Genomic DNA, 21,486 nt, shown 5'->3' on the forward strand with positions numbered 1-21,486 from the left:
ACTGAAATAAACAATAGCAAAAAGGGGCTGTCACACTTTTTGGACAGCCCCAATTCATGTAATTTAGCCCTGTTCTTCTTGATACTTCGAAAAAGCTCTAGGGCGATACGTTTTTTGATGTTTGGGCGTTTGTCCATATGTGTTATTTTTGTGGGCTGGAATGTACAAGCTGAAAGTTAACCTCTTTCGATCCTCTCCCAATCAGCATCCCTTCCCCGTCTATTAATTCAATTTCGCCGAAATTTACAACAATAGAATCAGTTTTCCAAGGATATTGAGGATCAGAAAAGGATGGTGATAGGCGTGCGTAAAGGGTATGTTCGGTTGCCGGAGCTTGATCATAGGTAAACTGATAGCGCCCGGTCTCATCTGTGACGGCAGGAAAACTGGTGATATCTTCATCTATATTAGGCGTATAGGCCGGAGAGGTATAGATTGTTACGCCCGGAACAGGCCAACCATCTTGATCGGTTACTCTCCCGTAGAAGGTATATAAGGTATAAGGTTCCGTGTGTGTATCGATGTATTCTTTTAGTTGGATTTGGATTTCCTTGGAAGCGCTTCCAAGAGACCAGCCTTCTCCTCCGGAAAAATCATTGCTGTCGAAGGTGACCGTTGTCGTATCGGAAGCATATATCGCCTTATTCTTATCCCAATCGACATCCTCTATAATTAATCGATATTCCATGAAAGGGAAATCGGTTTTGCTAAAAACGAAATCTCCGTTTGTATCTGTCCGTAGGGTATCGGTATGTAACCATCCCTGCGGATGAGACTCTCCGCTCGGGTTGATACGGACTTGTAGGCCGGGGATCGGCCCTCCTCTCATGTCTGTCACTTTCCCTTTTATTTGGAAGTTGGCATGAGGACTACCATATTCGCAAGGTATCTCTCCATTCTCACCGCAAGAGAATCCTATGATGGCCAATAATCCGGTTAATAGACAGTTGATCTTTCTTAATAGTTGCAAGTTGATGTTTTCCATGATCTGATCGTTTTTATTTGTTTGCTCTATTATATAGATGCGAATATATGCGAAATAGTTGCTTACCGCCCGGTATTTGTCTTTTCTCTTTATATAATAGGGGTTGATATAGCTGTACTTTTACTATCTTTGCCACTTCAATGTAACAGATCAATTTATGAGAGATTTCATACGTATTTTAAAGCGTTTCGTTCCCCCTTACAAAAAGTATATGGTTCTGAACATCGTGTTCAATGTACTTTCCGCTATCTTGAACCTGTTTTCTTTCGCCTTGATTATCCCGATCCTTCAGATCTTGTTTAAGATGGATGAGGGGAATTACACCTTTATGGATTGGAATTTTAACGCGGGAAGCTGGGAGTCGTGGAAAGCCTTGCCGGAGTTGATCAAGAATAACTTTTTTTGGTACGTATCCGATCTGATAGAGGTACACGGAGGTTCGTTCGCCTTGATTATGTTGGGAATCTTCCTGATCGTGGCGACTTTCTTGAAAGTGGCGACCATGTATCTGGCCTTTTATACGATGATCCCGATCCGGACCGGAGTCGTTCGTGATATCCGTAATCAGATTAACAAGAAGATTACGCAGTTGCCGTTGAGCTTTTTCTCGGAGGAGCGAAAAGGGGATATTATCGCCCGTGTATCCGGAGACGTGAACGAGATTGAGACATCCATCATGAGTTCATTGGACATGTTATTCAAGAACCCGATCCTGATCGTGATCTATCTGGTGGGTATGATCGCTATCAGTTGGCAACTTACCGTGTTCGTCTTGATCCTGCTGCCGTTGGCGGGTTACGTAATGGGACAAGTCGGCAAGAAATTGAAACGGAAATCCTTGGAAGGACAGCAACAATGGGGATTCCTGATGAGCCAGATCGAGGAGACATTAGGCGGACTCCGTATTATCAAGGCCTTTAACGCCGAGAAGAAGATACAAGACCGCTTTGAGCGAAGCAATGATACTTTCCGCCGGTTGACAAACCGTATCTATCGCCGCCAACAAATGGCGCATCCGATGAGCGAGTTTTTGGGAACCGTTACGATCGCTATCGTACTTTGGTATGGAGGTACGCTGATCTTGAGCGCGAATAGCCCGATCGACGCTCCTACGTTTATTTATTATCTGGTTATTTTCTATAGCATTATCAATCCCGCGAAAGATCTAAGTAAGTCGGTTTATGCGATCCAGAAAGGTCTGGCCTCCATGGAGCGTGTCGATAAGATCTTGAAGGCGGAGACGGATATCCATGACCCGGAACATCCGAAGAAGATCGCCTTGAAAGAGAAAATCAGTTATAAAGATGTTTGGTTTAAATATCAGGAAGCTTGGGTCTTGAAAGGAATCAATCTGGATATCCGGAAAGGAACAACCGTGGCTTTGGTCGGTCAATCCGGTTCGGGTAAAAGTACCTTGGTGGATCTATTGCCTCGCTTTTATGATGTGAATAAAGGGAATATCCGTATTGATGATACGGATATCCGTGAGGCCACCCTTTTCGATCTTAGGGGATTGATGGGAAATGTCAATCAAGAGGCTATCTTGTTTAACGATACCTTCTTCAACAATATCGCTTTTGGAGTGGAAGGGGCTACGATGGAACAGGTGGAGGAAGCCGCCCGCATCGCCAACGCTCACGATTTTATCATAGCGAGTGAGAAAGGTTACGATACCAATATCGGCGACCGGGGTGGAAAACTGTCCGGCGGACAACGCCAGCGAATCAGTATCGCCCGTGCGATCTTGAAGAATCCCCCGATCTTGATCTTGGATGAGGCCACATCCGCCTTGGATACGGAATCCGAGCGTTTGGTACAAGAAGCGTTGGAGAACTTGATGAAGAACCGTACGACCGTAGTGATCGCCCACCGTCTCTCCACGATCCGTAACGCGGATGAGATCTGTGTGATGCATGAGGGTGAGATCGTAGAACGGGGCAAACACGAGGAGTTGTTGGCTTTGGATGGCTATTATAAACGACTATGTGATATGCAAAGCTTTTAGGGTGATACTGCAACCCGGGTTGCAGTGGATCGCCTCTTCGGCTTTTGATGGAAAAACAATAACAAGGAATAATCGTATGAATATGAAAGGACTTTATTTGATTTTGTTATCGTTCCTTTTCGGTTGTAATTTGCCGGATATGCAGACTGGGAAGGAGGTCTCTTATTATTTTGACCAACCAGCGCAGATATGGGAAGAAACCTTGCCTTTGGGAAACGGCCGTATCGGTATGATGCCGGATGGTGGTATTGAGCGGGAGAATGTGGTCCTGAATGAGATCTCCCTGTGGTCCGGAAGTAAGCAAGATACGGACAATCCTTATGCGTATTACTCTTTGGCGAATATTCGTCGCCTCTTATTTGAGGGACGGAATGACGAGGCACAGGATTTGATGTATAAAACTTTCGTCTGCAAAGGGACCGGGAGTAATCTGGGTGACGGTGCGAACGCTCCGTATGGGAGTTACCAATTATTCGGAAATCTAGTGCTGAGATATACGTATCCGAATGAATCGGATTCTATCGCTGAGTATCGCAGGCGGTTGAACCTAAGCGAGGCTATCGCTTCCGTCTCTTTTAAAAGGGGGAATGTGAATTATCAACGGGAAATGTTTACCTCTTTTTCCGGGGATCTGGGAGTTATTCACTTGGTAGCGGACGCGGATCGGGCCTTGAATTTCTCATTAGGTATGAATCGTCCGGAACATGCGACGATCTCTTTGGACGGAAAGGACTTGCTGATGCGGGGACAATTGCCGGACGGGGTGGATACGTTGGAGATGAAAGGGATGCGTTTCGCCTCTCGTGTCCGTATCGTCTTGCCGAAGGGGGGGGATTTGACCGCAACGGATAGTAGTTTATCGGTGCGAAGTGCCTCGGAAGCGATTATCTTGGTAAGTTTAGGTACGGATTATTTCGATAAAGACGGCGTCGGACAATCCTTGGAAAAATACTTATCGCAAGCGGAATCTAAGGATTTCTCCACCTTGCGCCGGGAACATACACTCGCTTATCGCTCCCTGTTTGATCGGGTCTCTTTGGATTTGGGAAAAGGCGAAAGGGATCATCTTCCGATCCATGAGCGTTTGGCCGCTTTCGCTCAAGATAAGAACGATCCGGGATTGGCGGCTTTATATTTCCAGTTCGGTCGATATTTATTGATTTCCTCGACCCGGCAGGGATTACTGCCCCCGAATTTGCAGGGCTTGTGGTGTAATACGATTCATACGCCTTGGAACGGGGATTATCACCTAAATATTAATTTACAGATGAATCATTGGCCAGCGGAGGTAACGAACCTCTCCGAGTTGCACCTTCCGCTGATCGAATGGACGAAACAGCAAGTCCCTAGCGGTGAACGTACGGCCAAAGCTTTTTATAACGCACGGGGATGGGTCACGCATATTTTAGGTAATGTCTGGGAGTTTACCGCCCCGGGCGAACATCCGTCGTGGGGAGCCACGAATACATCCGCCGCATGGCTATGCGAGCATTTGTACACGCATTATCAGTATACATTAGATAAGGCGTATTTGAGGGATGTTTATCCGACGATGAAAGGGGCTGCCCAATTCTTTGTGGATATGCTGGTGCAAGATCCCCGGACTAAATATCTGGTGACGGCACCTACTACCTCTCCGGAGAACGCTTATAAAATGCCAAACGGAAGTGTCGTGAGTATTTGTGCCGGATCGACGATGGACAATCAGATCTTGCGGGAATTATTTACGAATACCATTGAGGCCGCCGGGATTTTAGGTGTGGATAGCGCGTTCGCTGCTGAGTTGGCGGCGAAACGAGATCGCTTGATGCCTACGACGATCGGTAAAGACGGCCGTATTATGGAATGGCTCGAGCCGTATGAGGAGGTAGAGCCTACCCATCGTCATGTCTCTCATTTATATGGGCTTTATCCCGGGAATGAGATATCGATAGAGCATACGTCGGAGTTGGCAGAGGCGGCTCGTAAATCCTTGGAGGTCCGTGGCGATCAAAGCACGGGCTGGTCTATGGCTTGGAAGATTAATTTCTGGGCCCGTTTACAGGATGGCGATCATGCTTATAAATTGCTGGGTGATTTGTTACGTCCCTGTGTAGATGAGCATACGAAGGAGGTGAAGGGAGGAGGCTCTTATCCTAATTTGTTTTGTGCCCATCCTCCTTTCCAGATTGATGGTAATTTTGGAGGAACAGCCGGTATTGCGGAGATGTTGATACAGAGTCAATCCGGATTGATCGAGTTCTTGCCCGCTTTGCCATCCGCTTGGAAAAACGGAAGCTTTAGTGGTTTAAAAGTCCGGAATGGCGGAGAGGTGTCGGCTAAATGGACGGAAGGTCTGTTGACGGAAGCTCGATTGAAAGCGATCGTTCCCGGTTCTTTCCAGATCAAGCTTCCGGCGAATTCCGCGAACATGAGCCTCAAAAAGAACCAAAAGCCGGTTTCCCTACCTGTAGTCGATGGAAAAGTAACAGTGGACTTGTTACAAGGGGAAGAGTTTGTGTTGCAATTCTAAGTTACCATTCTGAGGGGATGAGACGCGGCATGCTGCGTCTCTACAACAAATGAGAAAAATTTAATATAACGGTAATCTATAAATGAAACCGATCGAAAGGCGTGCGGTGTCGTCCAGAGAGGCATCGAGCGCCTTCGCTCGTTCAGATAGGTTATATTTTTTACCTATGGCGGTCAAGAAGATATGTAGATTATCATCGGCCATCGGATAGAACTCAAGCCCTCCTTGATACCCCCATGCCGTACGGTATTTACCTTTCTCGTAAGCATCGTAGGCTTTATAGATCGATGCGCTTTCATACATTCCTTTCGCGAATAGTTGCCATTTGGGATGGAAACGATACTGTATTTCCCCCACCAGCGAAAGATAATCGATGTTTTGCATACGAACCGGTGGTTCCGGTTCCTCCTCTCCGGAGACTTCGGGCTGGGTCAATTCGGTCAATAATCCTAATGGGTCTAATTTTCCTCGTGAATACATGACATCGAAATAAGCATAGACCGGTCCGGCCTCTATACTTTGACCGGTAAAGACGCTATACATATATTTCCCTTGGGCTTGTTCCGCAGCGGATACGGAGTACCGTAAATGAATCAACTCATCCAGAAAGTTACCGTTCCAGTTCAATGTGTAAAACAAGGGAACTCTCGGTTTCTTAAATCCTTCCGGCAGACGTCCATACTCATCTTCCATCGATCCCATACGACTGTTCGTCACCTGTAAGCGGATCTCTTGCGACTCATTCGGCTGATACCCCAGCCCGATTCCCGTAAGGTAGCAAAGGGAGTATTCATTCATATCGCTATACTCATAAATAAGCAAAGGATTCTCGTCGTACTCAAAACCACCGTAGAACACATCTTGTTTTCCGGCGGTTAAGGTAAAACGCTCATTCAGTTTATAGCCGATATACGCATATTCGATCGACTCATTCAAATTCTCCAAGGCTTGTCCCTCATAACCGCCATTCAGCGTTTGGCGATACCAATAGAATAACCGATCGTTCACCTCTCCGGTAACATCAATTTTGACATCCCTGAAACGAAAGGCGGCTTCATCCAGCTTCCCCGAGAAAAAGTCCGCGTTGAATCCTGCGTGCATCTCCAAGTCCAGATTGAAAACCTTGTTGCGTTTCGGAATCTTAGTCGTGTATTCAAAAAGAGATACCGAAGAAGAATCCCGCTCCGGGATAGGAGAATTTGTCTGAGCGTAAGACGTTAACGCGGAACCGCTCAATAAGAAGGCCGACAGCCAAGCCACTGTGAGTCGTTTCATTTACTGATGTTGATTGTTAAAGTGGCCGCGAAGATACGAATTATTGCTCGGTTTTGCCCATATGCTTCATGACTTTAGCGTCCAGATAGAAAATGAGCTCTTCCGCTATATTCGTACAATGATCTCCGAAACGTTCCATTTTCCGGATAACACCGGCCATATATAACCCTGCCAACGCACTACCTTTATGCTCCTCTATATATTTGGCGATAATAGCGGTAGAATTATGATTGATCTCATCGATCAAATTATCCTTCAAGAAGATACGGGAAGCGATCTCTGAGCTTTCTTTCTCAAAAGCCTCTTTGGTGAGTGAGATCATGCTTAATAACTCCGACAGCATTTCTTCTACCCGGGTTTCCTTGACCAGTTGCGGGTCAATCGGTTCCCCCTCGGGAAGGTTTCCGGCGAAACGGGCGATGCTTTCGGCGAAATCTCCCAGACGCTCTAGGTTTGTATTAATCTTATACATCGCCAATACGAAACGTAGGTCGATCGCTACCGGCGCATATAAAGCGATGATATCCTCGCAATCACTGTCGATCTTTAGTTCGAAAGCGTTTACCCGGCGTTCCCGGCTGATTACCTTATAAGCGAGTTCCTTATCTCCGGTAAGCATAGCCTCCCCTGCGTTGTATAATTGCTGGTGAACCAATGCCCACATCTCGCTGATACTATTTTTTAAAGAATGAATCTCCTGCTCTATAACCTTCATACTCTTCTAATTTTCAATTTTTAATTTTCAATTACCCAAACCGTCCGGTAATGTAATTCTGTGTAGACTCTTTCTCCGGATTGGTGAAAATCTTCCGGGTATTATCATATTCAATCAATTCCCCTAAATAGAAATATCCGGTCTTGTCGCTAACACGAGCCGCTTGTTGCATATTATGGGTAACGATTACGATCGTATAATCATTTTTCAGCTCATGTATCAAATCCTCGATCTTGCTGGTTGAAATCGGGTCCAACGCGGAAGTCGGCTCATCCATTAATAGGATGGAGGGCGAGATCGCCAAGGCACGGGCGATACATAAACGTTGTTGCTGTCCGCCGGAAAGAGCGAATGCCGATTCTTTCAGTTTATCCTTTACCTCGTCCCAAAGGACGACCTGCTTTAAAGTCTTGACCACCGTCTCCTCAATATAATTCTCATCGTTGACACCGTTTACCCGCAGGCCATAAGCGACATTCTCATAAATCGTCTTAGGAAAAGGATTCGGTTTCTGGAAAACCATCCCCACGTTTTTACGTAAGCGATCCACTTTCTCACTTTTCGTATAGATATCTCTTCCATCAATCAGGATCTGACCTTCCATGCGAGTGCCCGGAATCAAATCATTCATGCGGTTGAACAGGCGGAGGAAAGTAGACTTTCCGCAACCGGACGGTCCGATGAAAGCGGTGGACGTATTCGGCTCTATCTCCATGGAAATGTTCTTCAACGCATGGAAATCCCCATAATAAAAGTCTACGTTTTTAGCATCAATCTTTATCATAATTGTCTTATTTTTTTAATTCATTTTTACCTTCTTGGCGAAATAATTACGCAAGGCATTTGCCAAAAGGTTTACTAATAATACGATGACAATCAGTACGAGTGCCGTGCCATAAGCCATCCCCCGGGAAGCCTCGATATCCGTACCGCTTGTAGATATAACATATAAGTGATAGGGTAATGCCATACATTGGTCGAAAATACTTTTCGGTAATTGTGGCAAGAAATAAGCGGCCACCGTAAAAAGGATAGGAGCGGTCTCTCCGGACACACGCCCGATCGAAAGAATCAATCCCGTAATAATATTGGGGAACGCCATCGGTAGCACGACCCTACGGATGGTCTGCAATTTCGTAGCCCCTAACGCTAGGCTACCGTGGCGGAAAGAATCATCGATACTTTTCAAAGCCTCTTCCGTCGTACGGATGATAAGTGGCAAGGACATTAGCGCCAAGGTAAACGAACCCGCTATAATAGAGTCTCCCCATCCCAAGGTGCTTACGAATAGAGACATACCAAATAACCCGAAAACAACGGATGGGACACCGCTTAGGTTATTCGTCATGATACGGATGAAGCGGATGAGTTTCCCGTTCGTGGCGTACTCGTTCATATAAATACCACTCATGATGCCGATAGGAAAACTAATCAAGCTACTTCCGATCACTAAATAGAGTGTACCTACGATAGCCGGAAAAATCCCCCCGGAGGTCATGCCCTCTTGGGGTGCTTGTGTCAGGAAATCCCAACTGATCACGCTCGCTCCCTTTAAGATAATGAATCCCAGTATTACGAATAAGATCACTACGACCAAATAACTCAGGAAAGAAAAGAAACCGAAAGCAACCTGTTGAGAGGCCCGTTTTCTCTTGTCTATATTCCCTAAATGTTGAATAGGTGCCATATCTTTAATTAAATTTTACGTTTGGATGAAATATATTCTACGGCGATGCTCAACCCCAAGGTGATGAGGAACAACACGACTCCCAGCATAAACAAGGCTTGGTAATGTGCTCCACCTGCGGGGGCCTCACCCAATTCCGCCGCTATCGTGGCAGGAATTGTCCGTACCGGTTCGAAGAACGAGGTAGGGATAACGGCGGCGTTTCCGGTTACCATCAATACGGCCATCGTCTCACCGATCGCACGTCCTATACCTAATACGACAGCGGACGTGATACCGGATATGGAGTAGGGGATTATTACTTTATAGATGGTTTGCCATTGCGTGGCTCCCAATGCCAAGCTGGCCTCTTTCATGGCTCGTGGTGTAGTTCGCATGGCATCTTCCGCTACCGTGATGATGGTCGGCAACGCCATGATCGCTAAAACCACGCTTCCGGCGAAAGCGGTCTCGCCTACCGGAAGGTCTAAGGTCTTTTGGATAAGGGGAACGATCACCACCAATCCGAAGAAACCATAAACGACTGAGGGAATACCTGCCAGCAACTCGATAAGCGGTTTTAATAAATTGCGTGTTTTTGTATTGGCGATCTCTGCCATATAGATCGCTACCGCTACTCCGAAGGGGAGGGATAAGGCGATCGCACCTATACTTACCAACAGCGTTCCTAGTAATAGAGGGATCAGCCCAAAGATCGGAGCGGGAGTTGAGGTCGGATACCATTTCGTCCCTCCAAAGAATTCCGAAGGCTTGATCGTGGCTCCCGATATGATTTTTCCCGTAAAGTTTTCCGACTTGTATTGTTCCGGAAAGAATGCGATAATCCCGGGCTCTTTATGGATAAGTTCATTGATTTTCTCGGGAACATATTGAAATTCTTCACCTAGCTCTTCTTCCGTATAATAGTTGGTTAGGTCCGAGAACCGGAAGACAAGTATATCTTGATTTTCTCCGTTTAAATCTTCCCAATTGGTGATATTGGCATCGAAGACATCCATGATTTGCTCGGGCGACAAATGTTCGACCGGATTTTCCTGATTCACGGCCAATATATATCCGTCCTCTACTTCCGGGCTGTTAAAAAGACCTGCGGCCTCTTTAAATAAGAAGACAATGATCAACAAGATCGTAAAGCTACTGACGCTTCCACTGATCAAGAATCCTCCTTCCACTAATTTTTCTATAAACTTTCTCACAATCTTTGCCTATTTATTCTGCTGCAAAGAAAGAGCCTCTATATTAAGGAGAGATTAAACCCGCTTGAAAGAATTGTTTCAAAATTATTACAAATGTATTACGCATTGTCTGCTATGAGAATAGGGCATGAGTTCGGTTGAACCCATGCCCTATGAATTATGCCTGTAATATGTTTGTATTACTTATTATACTTGCTCCAATCCACATTGTGCATATCTCCGCTGGCCGCTAGTTCCTCATGGAAAGCGAAACAGCATTTCAGGTTTTGAGGCGTATGTCCCTTGATACCCATAGCGAGGTACTCTTCCAATAACGGTTTGTAATCCGGGTGAACACAATTGTCGATGATACAACGAGCGCGTTGGATCGGAGATTTACCGCGTAAGTCCGCTACACCATATTCCGTGATGATGATCTTCACGGAGTGCTCGCTATGATCCAAGTGAGATACCATCGGTACGAACGCGCTGATCTTTCCATCCTTCGCCGTAGACGGAGTCGTGAAGATCGACAACATAGCCGAACGGGTAAAGTCGCCGGAACCACCGATACCATTCATCATACGAGTACCGGATACGTGTGTAGAGTTGATATTACCGAAGATATCAGCCTCCAAAGCCGTATTGATCGCAACCAAACCTAAACGGCGGGCAACCTCCGGATTGTTTGAGATCTCTTGCGGACGAAGCAAGATCTTATCCTTGAAGAAATCAAGATTAGCGTAGATCTCACGGATCACCTCGTTACTTACGGACAAAGAGCAACCGCTGGCGAATTTAACGCGACCTTGTTTCATCAATTCGATAACCGCATCTTGAATAACCTCAGTATATACATTGAATGCGGGGATAGACTCATTAGCTCCCATGCAGCCCAAGACTGCGTTAGCCACGTTACCTACGCCACTCTGCAATGGAACGAATTCTTTCGGAAGACGGCCGGCCTTGATCTCGCTAACCAAGAAGTCCGCAACGTTTTTACCGATCGCCATCGTAACATCATCCAGCGGAGAGAATTTTCCACCTTCATTCGGCTCATCGGTCCTTACCACACCAACGATCTTAGCCGGGTCTACTTTTACACAATCGTTACCGATCCTGTCAGAAGGAGTGTAGATAGGGATCTCACGGCGTAAAGGAGGATCAGCCGGCTCGTAAATATCATGCATACCGCGGATTTCTTTCGGGTGACGGCAGTTCAACTCAACGATGATACGGTCTGCCATACGACAGATAGTAGGTAAGATACCAACACCTGAAGTCGGAACGATCTCACCATCCTCAGTAACATCGGCAGCCTCTACGATCGCTACATCGATCTTACCCAAGAATCCGTAACGCAAGCTTTGTGCCAATTCAGACAGGTGCAAATCGAAATATTGTGCCTGATGAGCGTTTAATGCGGCACGTAAGTCTTTGTTAGATTGGTACGGTGTACGGAATTTGATGGCGTTAGCGCGAGCCAACTCTCCGTCTAGCTTATCACCGGTAGAAGCGCCGGTAAACATACCGATTTGGAAAGGGTTACCTTTAGCGTGTTCTTCCGCTGCCTTCCGGGCGATAGCTCCGGGAACAACTTTCGGGCATCCTGCGGGTGTAAAACCACTGAAACCAACATTGTCATTATGATGCACATAAGATGCGGCTTCTTCAGCTGTAATGAATTTTAATGCCATGATAATTAGTTTTTATGTTTTTAGGTAAATACTTACTGTTCAATATTTCGGGCGCAAACTTACATAAAATTACGCTGAATCGAATATAAGTGTAGCGTAAATTAATACTTCCGGTTTAGAATCTCCGCACAAATGATCGCTTTCTTCAATTCCTCGATGTCTCTGAAGGTATCTTCCGGCATAAGCCCCGGTTCTTCCTCGATAGCACTCATCCTTATGGATGGCTGGGTCGCGATATGATTCGGGATATTCTTCTCGGCGGAAAGGAATGGAGATAAGGCAGGCGATGAGGCTACGACTTGCGGTTTCTCAACCTTTGGCTTTACCTGCTTTTGTCGGGGAGCGGGCTTAGGTTTTCGCGTTTCCTTTTGCATATCCTCCAGTATCTCCCAGAAGCCTTTTCCTTCCGTAGGCTGGTCATTGGGCACAATTTCCCTGTCGGGTTGTCCTAATATATCGGGACGACTCTTCTTCTTTTTTTTGTCCTTCGAACTGAATAAGCCACTGACCGCGGCGATAATCAGGAAAACAATATATAACCAATCTCCTACGTTATCCATAAACTTTGATTATTTTTGCACCTCCAAATGTAAGAAGAATAATTGAGAAGTGAAAAGATGGGAGTATATAAAACATCAGATAGGTATAAAAGTAAATAAGGGTAACTTCACAGCCACCCTTATTCGATTTAACCAAAACCTTAACTATGAAAAAATTTACGTTTTTCGAATGCAAATATAACGGTGGGATTCGAACTATGCAAGCGTTTGCGTAATTATTTTTAAGAATCTTGCTTATTTAAATTCTATTAACATATAGTATGGTAAATCAAGAAAACGGTGTGGACTTAAAATCCGCTACCCAAAGCGATGAACGAAAGTTGTTTATCGAGACCTACGGCTGTCAGATGAATGTGGCGGACAGCGAAGTTGTAGCTTCTATCATGAAGATGGATGGCTATAGTATGACGGAGAATATCGAGGAGGCGGATGCCATCTTCGTGAATACTTGCTCCGTACGCGACAACGCCGAACAGAAAATCTATGGGCGGCTACAGTATTTCCAGTCTTTAAAACGGAAAAAGAAGTCATTAATTGTCGGTGTATTGGGATGTATGGCCGAACGAGTGAAGGAAGACCTGATCCATGTGCATCATGCCGACTTGGTGGTAGGACCGGATTCTTATCTGGACTTGCCGAACTTGGTGGGAGCGGTAGAGCACGGAGAGAAAGCGATCAACGTGGAGCTTTCTACCCAAGAGACCTATAAGGATGTTATTCCTTTGAAGTTACCGGGTGTACATATCTCCGGTTTCGTGTCTATTATGCGCGGTTGTAATAATTTCTGTACGTATTGCATCGTACCTTATACAAGAGGACGCGAGCGTAGCCGGGATATCGAGAGTATCTTGAATGAGATACGGGATATGCACGAGAAAGGCTTTAAGGAAGTTACGTTGTTGGGACAAAATGTAAACTCCTATTCTTTCGAGAAAGAAGGTGAGACCATAACCTTCCCGATCTTGTTGGATCGTGTGGCGAAAGAGGTTCCCGATATGCGAATTCGTTTTACGACCTCCCATCCGAAGGACATGAGCGATGATACCTTACGTGTGATTGCCGCGAACGACAATATCTGTAAGTTTATCCATCTGCCTGCCCAATCCGGCAGCAGTCGCATCTTGAAGGTCATGAATCGTAAATATACTCGTGAATGGTATCTGGACCGTATAGCGGCGATCCGTCGTATCGTACCGGATTGCGCTATCTCGACTGATTTATTCTGCGGTTTCCATTCCGAGACCGAGGAGGATTATCAAGAGACTTTATCCTTGATGCGTGAAGTGGGATATGATAGTGCTTTCTTATTTAAATATTCCGAACGTCCGGGTACATATGCCGCTAGCCATTTGGAGGATAATGTGCCGGAAGAAGAGAAGGTACGTCGTTTGCAAGGTATGATCGATTTGCAAAATAAGTTGTCCGAGGAAAGTAACTTGCGGGATATAGGCAAGACTTTCGAGGTTCTGATAGAAGGATTCTCGAAACGTTCCCGTGAGCAATTGTTCGGACGAACCAGCCAAAACAAGGTGGTTATCTTTGACAAGAAGAACTATCATGTAGGTCAATTCATAAAAGTCAAGATTCATAAGGCTTCCTCGGCAACCCTGTTCGGGGAACCTGTGGAGGAATAAGAAAAAGAAAACGCCAATACGTTCCATTTCGAGCGATATTGGCGTTTCTCTTATTATCTTCTATCTTTGGAATATCTCCGGGTATTTGTTGATGAAATAAACCGGCGTGCAACTCCATGCGTGGCAATAACTATTGATCGGGAAAAATCCGTAAGGTGATAATTCGTCATTGTTCGGATCATATACCTCCCAGAATGTATCGGCTCCTTTATTCACCATGCCGCCCCAATAACTGGTTAAGAGCGAACGGGCCTCTTGCCGCATTCCACATTTCAACAAGGCTTCCATTACATAATGATAAGCGTACGGACATCCCGGATAACATGCGTCGGGCATCGATAGGACGGTGGCCATCGCTTTTGCTCCTTCCTTGGCGGTAAGCGTCTCCGATAGGATCATCCACACTTGTGATAGGTAAGACACCTGACGGTTAGGGCCGCTTACGATCACCCCGTTCTTTTGGTCATAGAATGTTTTCCGGGCGGCTTTCTTTATCTGGCCGGCGATACGAGGCCAATCTCTAGCCTCCTTCTCTTTTCCCAGCATTTTAGCCAGCTCATAGCTTTTCTCTAATGAGAATGCCGTAAGTCCCTGCATGGATGCCTGGCGATCATAATTATCTTTCCAGTCGAATACCAACCAATAAATCGGCTTCTTTTGCATATCGTAGATCCAATCGTCTGAGTATTGACGCAAGGCCATCTCTATTTGGCGGACCACTACCGGCCATAAGTCCAAGGCGACCTCCTTGTCTCCGGTCTCTTTCAGGTATTCCAGCAACGCTACGTTATACAGCAGGGAATAGTCCAAGCAATGCGTACCGTTTTGCGGATGAGGGGTCGGTGTCTCCAATACGGTGGCGTGCAGCAGTCCTTCATCATTGGCTAGAGCCGCTAATAAATAGAGGCAACGTTTCGTCAAGTCGTGGTTTTTATACGACCATGCGTTCGCTAGCGCCTCCAGATACAAGTCTCCGATCCATAACCGGCGATCCCGTTTCGGGCCATCCTCATAGACGGTCTGCATACATTCTTTTAATGTAAGCAATCCTACCTCATTGATTTTACGGATCAAGGGATCGGTAGTGGAAGCCAGTGGCAATGGAGCCGTCTTAGCCGATGTTTGCGCACGGAACGTTAGCTTGTCGAAGGCGAAATCGAAACTGGAAGCGCCTAGCAACTCTATCTTGAGATACCGGAAAGACACCCTTCTGGGGATGGAGGCTTCGATGGGTACGGTCATTAACGTCATCACCTCATCTTGTAGCCAAGCCCTTGACAGACCACCCGGATAAGGGTCGAAAGGCGTGTTCAATTCCGAGGGAACTTCGGCGAACGTGAATTTGATACGTACCGGAGCGTCCGAAACCTGTTGGCTAAGGAGCTTGAGCGAGAAATCCAAATAACCCGTCAGATGCTCACCGAAGTCAACTATAACCGATGGATGTTTCTTCAGGGACTCATTGAATAACAGATCCGTGCTTCCTTCGTCCTGCATGCGCCAACCTTGGTAGGCTGACGCGTCTTTGATGGAAGTGACCCGTTTGACCGGCTTATGTTCCGTATAGGTTAACACTGGCTTGCAGGCCTCACTCTTTTGAAGCCATGAAGCGCTTTCTTTGAAATAACGACTTTGTGCTGATAGGGTGAATACACCGACACAGCATAGTAAACTTAGCAGGATTTTCATATGTGTTCTTTTCATGATGCGAATATAAGAATAACTTCGTTAATATCCGGGATTTTGTTTAAGCTCGCTGTTCAAGTCGATTTCTCGCAGAGGTATGGGCAACAAGCATTTATCTGGGTTGAACAGATAAGCGTTCGCCACGGGTTGAACACCGTCGGGCCAATAATAAGATTCGGGATTTGCCTTTATCTTTTGTCCATGTCGTGTCATGACTTCCACGGCTCGTCCCGTTCTCAGAAGGTCTGTCCAGCGTTTGTTCTCGAATGCCAGCTCGATCCGTCTCTCTTGGTAGATAGCCTCTCTCAACGCATCTACATTCTGGGATTTGACAGGAGCTAATCCCGCCCTTCCCCGGATACTCGCTTGCCCGAAGGTGTTATTCAGATAATGGATAGCCTCGTCCGGCCTATTCTGCTCGTTGATAGCTTCCGCCAGAAAGAGCAATACCTCCGCGTACCTGTAGACCGGCCAGTTGTCATCCGTGTAATAGGGTTTTATATGCTCATGAAAATATTTTTTGATAAAAGGATAGGCGGTTATTCCCGGAGCTGGCTCATAGTCAACTATACTTTTCACGCCGGTAGCGTCGAGGGCATAGCTATCGGTGAGCTTACCTTCCACCATACCGATGGATGCGTCCAACCGTTTGTCTCCCTTTTCGTATGCGTTGATTAGATCGATCGTAGGGGTGTTAAACCCTCCATGGTCTACGTTGGAAGGACAAGGATTAGGGGTTGTTCCCGTGATGGCGGACGGATTCGTCATATAGGGCAAGAATCTGTATATGAAATCACTTTGCTGTCCTAATGAGGCGTCTTGCATGTATTGGATCTCGAAGATAGATTCCTTATGGTTCTTGCTCGAGATGGAATAGATGGAGCCGTAATCCGCTAATAACTCATACTCGCCTGAGGATACCACCTCTTTCAGCGTTTGTTCTGCTTCCGCCCATCGTTTTAGTACCATGTATACGTTTCCCAATAAGGTCTGTGCGGAGCCTTTGGAAGCTCTTCCTACCTCTTGCCTTGATTTTACAGGTAGGAGATCACTGGCTTCTTGTGCGTCTTTTATGATTTGCTCATATACTTCGTCTACGCTCGCACGGGGTTTAAATGCCTCCTCATACACAGTAGAGGGTGTCGTATGCAGAGGTACGCCGCCAAAGTATTGTACTAGGTTGAAATAGCTGAATGCCCGAAGGAACAAAGCTTGTCCTTTGAGGTTGTTTTTTGCTTCCGCGTCAAAATCCGCTTGGTCTATTTCTGAGATAATCCGGTTACATCGTCCGATGATTACGTAGCAGTTATTATACTTCGTACCGACATTACCATTGGTGGATGTCTCAAGGAACTGATCCGGATCTTCTCCGTCCAAAGATGATTTGGCGATATGGATGATATACGTCGTATTATCCGATTTGGCCTCTCCCAGATTCCACTCTTCCGTGTTGTACATGTTCCGTAAAGGTTCGTAAGCTCCGTTTACGGCTTGCCTGAAGTCCTCCTCGTTCTGGTAGAAGTTCTCGGCTGTGATCTCGCTATACGGCGTAAGATTCAAGAAATCACTACAGGAGGCACAACTACATCCTAAAGCGATGCTTATGGCTATATTGAATATCGTTTTCATATATTTCGTATAATTAGATAGTTAGAAGTTAACATTTAAACCCAGCGTAATGGTCCGTGGAACGGGATAGGTGGTATAATCGAATCCTTGTTGCAAGCTATTCGCCGTCGTTCCCGTATTGCTGATATTCACCTCCGGATTAGCGCCGATGTAGCTAGTGAACGTATATACGTTCTGGAAACTGACGTAAGCTCGCAAACCTTTAATGATATCCCGGTTTCTTAACGGAACTTGGTAGCCTAAGGTGATATTCTTGATCGTCAAGTAGTTTCCGTTATAAAGGAAACGGGAACTGAACCAGTCACGTTCTGGTGCCGTGGTACCCATCTTGGTCGTTCCATAACGGCCGTTACCCGGATTCTCCGGTGATTTCCAGCGATTGTCTACCGCTTTATACACGTTGAACACACCATCCAGATTTCCAGCGAACTGATCTACCATATTGGCTAACTCAAAACCAAAACCGCCGGATACGACAATTGACAAATCGAAATTCTTGTAGGTGAACGAGTTTGTCATGCCTACTATCCATAAAGGGACTGGATTGCCGATGATATCGCGGTCATCCCCTTGGGTAACTTTGCCATCCCCGTTCACATCCTTGAAGCGAATGGTTCCGACATCGGCTTGCGCATGCTTCGGGTATTTGTCGAATTCTTCCTTGTTCTTGTAGACCCCTTCCCATACTAAGCCGTAAAACTGTCCGATCCGTTCCCCTACTTGCGTGATGTTGTTACCGATGATCGGGGCGTCATCTACACCCAGTTGCAAGCATTTATTGTCATTGTAAGATACGTTCAGGTCGGTAGTCCATTGTAATTTGCCTGTCAGGTTCTTGGAGGATACGCTTAATTCATGTCCCCAGAACTTCAGTTTGCCTGCGTTCGACTGGATATTGTAGAAGCCGGAAGAGATCGGTACCTCTAGCGAGAACAGCAGGGCGTCCGTTCGCTTGCTATAGTAATCGTACATGATGGATAAGCGATTATTGAAGAAACCGACATCCAGACCGACATCGACTTGCTTATTCCTTTCCCAGCCCAGATTCGGGTTTCCCATTCCCGAGATGCTTCTGCCGCTGGCCAAGGCGTTATTGAAGTTGCTGTTCGTGGTAGTGATCGTTGCCAAATGCGTATAGTTACCGATTTGGTCGTTTCCCACGATACCGTAGCTGATACGGGCCTTGAGGAAAGAGATCGTTTTCTCCAATGGTTTCATGAACTCCTCGTCCGAGAGTATCCAGCCCGCCGATACGGATGGAAAATTACCCCAACGATTGTTCTTACCGAAACGGGAGGAACCATCCCTACGCATTGCTGCGCTTAAAAGGTACTTTCCTTTGTAATTATAGTTTATACGGCCGATATAGGATAAAAGGGACCATTCGTTTATGTTTCCATCCGCCGTAATGGTAGGGGCGGCATTGAATGTCGATATTTTATCGTCGGGAAAGTTCGTTCCGGTCACCATCGTATATTCGCTATGATATTTTTGTGCGGATATGCCGAACAGGAGATCAAAGGAATGATCTTTTATCTGCTTGCTGTAGGTGGCGGTATTCTCCCACAGCCAAGTGTAGAATAGATTATTGGATTCCTTCGCTTCGGGGATCTGATAGGGAGCCTTATAGATCTCTCCGGAGGTGGAGGGCTTGAACGAGTTCCATTTATTCTGTGTCAAGTCCGCGTTGATGCTGGTCTTTACTTTTAAATCTTTGACCGGCTCTACCTCCAAGAAGGCGTTTGCGATCAGATGGGTGTTCTGGGTCTTGTTCTTGTTGAGGCGAACCACATTATACCAGTTCGGGTTATCGAACAATCCCGGCCCACTGGCCACAAGCGGAATACTGCCATCCTCATTCTTATAGGGGGCGAGAGGTGTTGTCAACATAGCTCCTTGCAGGATGGAACCTTTATCTTCCGTCCAGTTACCGTCCGATTGCGGGCTATTATTGATGGAGAAGCTAGGCGCTAGGTTCACGCCTACCTTGACGATCTTCGAGAATACGTATTCCGTATTGGCTCGTGCGGAGAACCGTTGGTAATTAGAGTTTGTCAACACTCCGTCTTGGTTGAAATAGCTGGCTACGGTGGATGATTTAAACTTCCCGTCTCCATTGCTGTACGACAAGCTGTAATTCTGGATAGCGGCGGAACGGAATAATACGTCATACCAATCCGTGCCTTTACCCAGCGCTTCGGGATGTTGGTAAGCGGGATCGACCGCCAATCCGTTCTCTTCGGCAATCTCTTTCCTGAACCGTGCGTATTCGGAGGCATCCATCATATCCGGCCTCCCTTTCTCGGGTACGTATTGTATGCCTCCATATACGTCGACGCTTAGTTTTTTCCCCGATTGGGCAGTCTTTGTCTGTATCAATACGACTCCATTGGCAGCCCGGGAACCGTAAAGTGATGTGGCGGAAGCGTCTTTTAGCACACTGATACTTTCTATCTCGTCTGGATTGATCGTGCTGATATCGCCCACGATAGGCATTCCATCCACTACATAAAGGGGCGTGGTTCCTCCGGACAGTGACGCTTGTCCCCTGATTCGCATGGTCATTCCTTGTCCGGGTTTACCGGATACTTGATTGATTTGGACACCGGCGAACTTGCCTTGCATCTTTTGCGAGATCTGGGCTACGGGCATATCCGCCATTTCTTCCGACTTGATGGATTGCACGGAGCCGGTTACCGCCCGCTTGATCTGTGTTCCGTACCCGACTACTACCACTTCATCGAGCTTCTGCGTGTCTTCCCGCAGCTGTACCTTGATATGATTCTCTCCTGCGCCGACCATAACGTCCTTGCTGTTATAGCCGATAAAAGATACTTGCAGGGTTTCACCATCCGATAACTCGATCGAGAATTTACCATCTAGATCCGTGATTGTCCCATTATTGGTACCTTTCACCACTACGTTCGCCCCGATGATAGACTCTCCATTGGCGTCAAGCACGACACCTGTCACTTTTCTTGTTCTCTGTTGAGTTACGGAATCATCATTCTGCTCCGTATGCGGGTTCTCTTGTGATGGATTTGTAGCGATAGCCAATGCCGGCGATACGCAGAGGAAGAGCAAAGACAATGATCCCATCGCCACATTCCAAGTTCTCATTTTACTTTTCATACTTTTCATTTGTTCATAATTGAATAGATAATGTTAACTACATACGATAAGTCTGATAGATTCAGATTAACTAATACATTATTAGATATACTCCATAGGCTATATGTTATAAAGTTATTAAGTACCGTAGGAACTCAATGGGTAATTTATGTATAGGATATTAGAGGAGAGTGGTTTAGGATTGATTGCGGATCTGTTATGTCATTTATCAAACAAGAAATGTCATTTTTGTAACCATTTGATTCTTATTACTTCCCATCTTTGCCATATCGAAAGAGAGAGATAGTAAGGATTTAGTTCCTACGGAACTGTGGTTTTTTCTTGCGTATTATTTTATAGTACACGTACGTAAATTATGTTTATAGCTTCCCTTTTCATAATAGCGACAGCTTACCTTGATTTTTATTAGCTGTTCTTTTGGGTTCTTAATGCATTGTACTGATATTTTTCAGGAGTGGTACCTTGAGTATGAAATGAAAAAACACTGGCACAACCTTTTTTCTGCGTAAAGTCCGGACTTTCCTAAGCCCGAGGGAACCTTATCAATAGAAGTCAACCACCGGTTAAACCAATACAAAAATTAGGTTGTTGACATAAGCAAAAGCTATCTCATGCTTCTAACTTGTTCTTGTAATTCTTTCATTCTTTGCATCAGTGTATCAAACTCCAGAGATTCTCCATAGATGAAGAAACGTTGCATGTCTGTATAATCTGTTTTCCATACTTCCATTTCCGACTCTGGAATCATGAACTATAATAAGAAAATTGAATACGGTTAACGATAATTAGCATGA

Annotated in this window: 14 protein-coding genes; 3 read left to right on the forward strand and 11 right to left on the reverse strand. The window is 45.9% G+C overall.

Features of this window, described 5'->3' with window-relative positions; translation table 11 throughout:
* Window positions 1-142 precede the first annotated feature (142 nt).
* Window positions 143-985 carry a radical SAM-associated putative lipoprotein gene (locus DWY79_RS21425; RefSeq protein ID WP_122370393.1) on the reverse strand — a complete coding sequence of 281 codons (843 nt, stop codon included), beginning with the start codon at window positions 983-985 and terminating at the stop codon, window positions 143-145.
* 157 nt (window positions 986-1,142) lie between these two features.
* Between DWY79_RS21425 and DWY79_RS21430 the strand changes: the two genes are divergently transcribed.
* Together DWY79_RS21430 and DWY79_RS21435 are read left to right on the forward strand one after the other, a co-directional pair.
* A complete protein-coding gene (locus DWY79_RS21430; protein WP_005853867.1) occupies window positions 1,143-2,990 on the forward strand; it encodes an ABC transporter ATP-binding protein in 1,848 nt (615 codons plus the stop codon).
* A gap of 82 nt (window positions 2,991-3,072) precedes the next feature.
* Window positions 3,073-5,502, forward strand: a complete 2,430-nt coding sequence (locus tag DWY79_RS21435) for a glycoside hydrolase N-terminal domain-containing protein (RefSeq protein WP_122370405.1) — start codon at window positions 3,073-3,075, stop codon at window positions 5,500-5,502.
* A gap of 60 nt (window positions 5,503-5,562) precedes the next feature.
* Here the strand turns inward: DWY79_RS21435 and DWY79_RS21440 are convergent, their stop codons facing one another.
* The 7 genes from DWY79_RS21440 to DWY79_RS21470 all read right to left on the reverse strand — a co-directional run bounded on the left by DWY79_RS21440 (window position 5,563) and on the right by DWY79_RS21470 (window position 12,611).
* Window positions 5,563-6,777 (reverse strand): OprO/OprP family phosphate-selective porin, encoded by a 1,215-nt coding sequence (locus tag DWY79_RS21440; protein WP_121961711.1) that lies wholly within the window; start codon window positions 6,775-6,777, stop codon window positions 5,563-5,565.
* Between the two features lie 40 nt (window positions 6,778-6,817).
* The gene (gene phoU, locus DWY79_RS21445; RefSeq protein WP_005853873.1) at window positions 6,818-7,492 is read right to left on the reverse strand and encodes a phosphate signaling complex protein PhoU; all 675 of its coding nucleotides are present in this window, start codon (window positions 7,490-7,492) and stop codon (window positions 6,818-6,820) included.
* A gap of 31 nt (window positions 7,493-7,523) precedes the next feature.
* Window positions 7,524-8,276: a phosphate ABC transporter ATP-binding protein PstB gene (gene pstB / locus DWY79_RS21450; protein WP_005867076.1), complete on the reverse strand. Its 753-nt coding sequence runs from the start codon at window positions 8,274-8,276 to the stop codon at window positions 7,524-7,526.
* Between the two features lie 15 nt (window positions 8,277-8,291).
* Window positions 8,292-9,179: a phosphate ABC transporter permease PstA gene (pstA, locus tag DWY79_RS21455; RefSeq protein ID WP_122370395.1), complete on the reverse strand. Its 888-nt coding sequence runs from the start codon at window positions 9,177-9,179 to the stop codon at window positions 8,292-8,294.
* A gap of 8 nt (window positions 9,180-9,187) precedes the next feature.
* A complete protein-coding gene (gene pstC / locus DWY79_RS21460) occupies window positions 9,188-10,375 on the reverse strand; it encodes a phosphate ABC transporter permease subunit PstC (RefSeq protein WP_122370397.1) in 1,188 nt (395 codons plus the stop codon).
* 179 nt (window positions 10,376-10,554) lie between these two features.
* Window positions 10,555-12,051, reverse strand: coding sequence for an acetyl-CoA hydrolase/transferase family protein (locus DWY79_RS21465; protein ID WP_005867081.1), 1,497 nt, complete (start codon window positions 12,049-12,051; stop codon window positions 10,555-10,557).
* A gap of 101 nt (window positions 12,052-12,152) precedes the next feature.
* Complete coding sequence (locus DWY79_RS21470) at window positions 12,153-12,611, reverse strand: hypothetical protein (RefSeq protein WP_122370399.1); 459 nt, start codon at window positions 12,609-12,611, stop codon at window positions 12,153-12,155.
* A 260-nt stretch (window positions 12,612-12,871) separates the two neighbouring features.
* Here DWY79_RS21470 and miaB point away from each other — a divergent pair, with 260 nt between their 5' ends.
* A complete protein-coding gene (miaB, locus tag DWY79_RS21475; RefSeq protein ID WP_005853885.1) occupies window positions 12,872-14,245 on the forward strand; it encodes a tRNA (N6-isopentenyl adenosine(37)-C2)-methylthiotransferase MiaB in 1,374 nt (457 codons plus the stop codon).
* Window positions 14,246-14,305: 60 nt separating this feature from the next.
* Here miaB and DWY79_RS21480 read toward each other — a convergent pair whose 3' ends face one another.
* From DWY79_RS21480 to DWY79_RS21490, 3 genes are read right to left on the reverse strand one after another with little or no spacing between them, the layout of a single operon-like run.
* Window positions 14,306-15,949 (reverse strand): family 78 glycoside hydrolase catalytic domain, encoded by a 1,644-nt coding sequence (locus DWY79_RS21480; RefSeq protein WP_122370401.1) that lies wholly within the window; start codon window positions 15,947-15,949, stop codon window positions 14,306-14,308.
* A 24-nt stretch (window positions 15,950-15,973) separates the two neighbouring features.
* A complete protein-coding gene (locus tag DWY79_RS21485) occupies window positions 15,974-17,560 on the reverse strand; it encodes a RagB/SusD family nutrient uptake outer membrane protein (RefSeq protein ID WP_122370403.1) in 1,587 nt (528 codons plus the stop codon).
* A 21-nt stretch (window positions 17,561-17,581) separates the two neighbouring features.
* Entirely contained in the window at window positions 17,582-20,692 is a 3,111-nt protein-coding gene (locus tag DWY79_RS21490) for a TonB-dependent receptor (RefSeq protein WP_122370407.1), read from the reverse strand.
* Window positions 20,693-21,486: the final 794 nt, after the last annotated feature.

Origin of the sequence: Parabacteroides sp. AF27-14 (assembly GCF_003635425.1) — a bacterium.
GTDB classification, from domain to species: Bacteria; Bacteroidota; Bacteroidia; order Bacteroidales; family Tannerellaceae; genus Parabacteroides; species Parabacteroides distasonis.

Excerpts from the sequence above, each read along its gene's own strand:
- DWY79_RS21425 (WP_122370393.1), bottom strand. The coding sequence starts at position 985 with ATGGAAAACATCAACTTGCAACTATTAAGAAAGATCAACTGTCTATTA.
- miaB (WP_005853885.1), top strand. The coding sequence starts at position 12,872 with ATGGTAAATCAAGAAAACGGTGTGGACTTAAAATCCGCTACCCAAAGC.
- phoU (WP_005853873.1), bottom strand. The coding sequence starts at position 7,492 with ATGAAGGTTATAGAGCAGGAGATTCATTCTTTAAAAAATAGTATCAGC.
- pstB (WP_005867076.1), bottom strand. The coding sequence starts at position 8,276 with ATGATAAAGATTGATGCTAAAAACGTAGACTTTTATTATGGGGATTTC.
- DWY79_RS21490 (WP_122370407.1), bottom strand. The coding sequence starts at position 20,692 with ATGAAAAGTAAAATGAGAACTTGGAATGTGGCGATGGGATCATTGTCT.
- DWY79_RS21440 (WP_121961711.1), bottom strand. The coding sequence starts at position 6,777 with ATGAAACGACTCACAGTGGCTTGGCTGTCGGCCTTCTTATTGAGCGGT.
- DWY79_RS21480 (WP_122370401.1), bottom strand. The coding sequence starts at position 15,949 with ATGAAAAGAACACATATGAAAATCCTGCTAAGTTTACTATGCTGTGTC.
- DWY79_RS21485 (WP_122370403.1), bottom strand. The coding sequence starts at position 17,560 with ATGAAAACGATATTCAATATAGCCATAAGCATCGCTTTAGGATGTAGT.
- DWY79_RS21430 (WP_005853867.1), top strand. The coding sequence starts at position 1,143 with ATGAGAGATTTCATACGTATTTTAAAGCGTTTCGTTCCCCCTTACAAA.
- DWY79_RS21470 (WP_122370399.1), bottom strand. The coding sequence starts at position 12,611 with ATGGATAACGTAGGAGATTGGTTATATATTGTTTTCCTGATTATCGCC.
- DWY79_RS21465 (WP_005867081.1), bottom strand. The coding sequence starts at position 12,051 with ATGGCATTAAAATTCATTACAGCTGAAGAAGCCGCATCTTATGTGCAT.
- DWY79_RS21435 (WP_122370405.1), top strand. The coding sequence starts at position 3,073 with ATGAAAGGACTTTATTTGATTTTGTTATCGTTCCTTTTCGGTTGTAAT.
- pstA (WP_122370395.1), bottom strand. The coding sequence starts at position 9,179 with ATGGCACCTATTCAACATTTAGGGAATATAGACAAGAGAAAACGGGCC.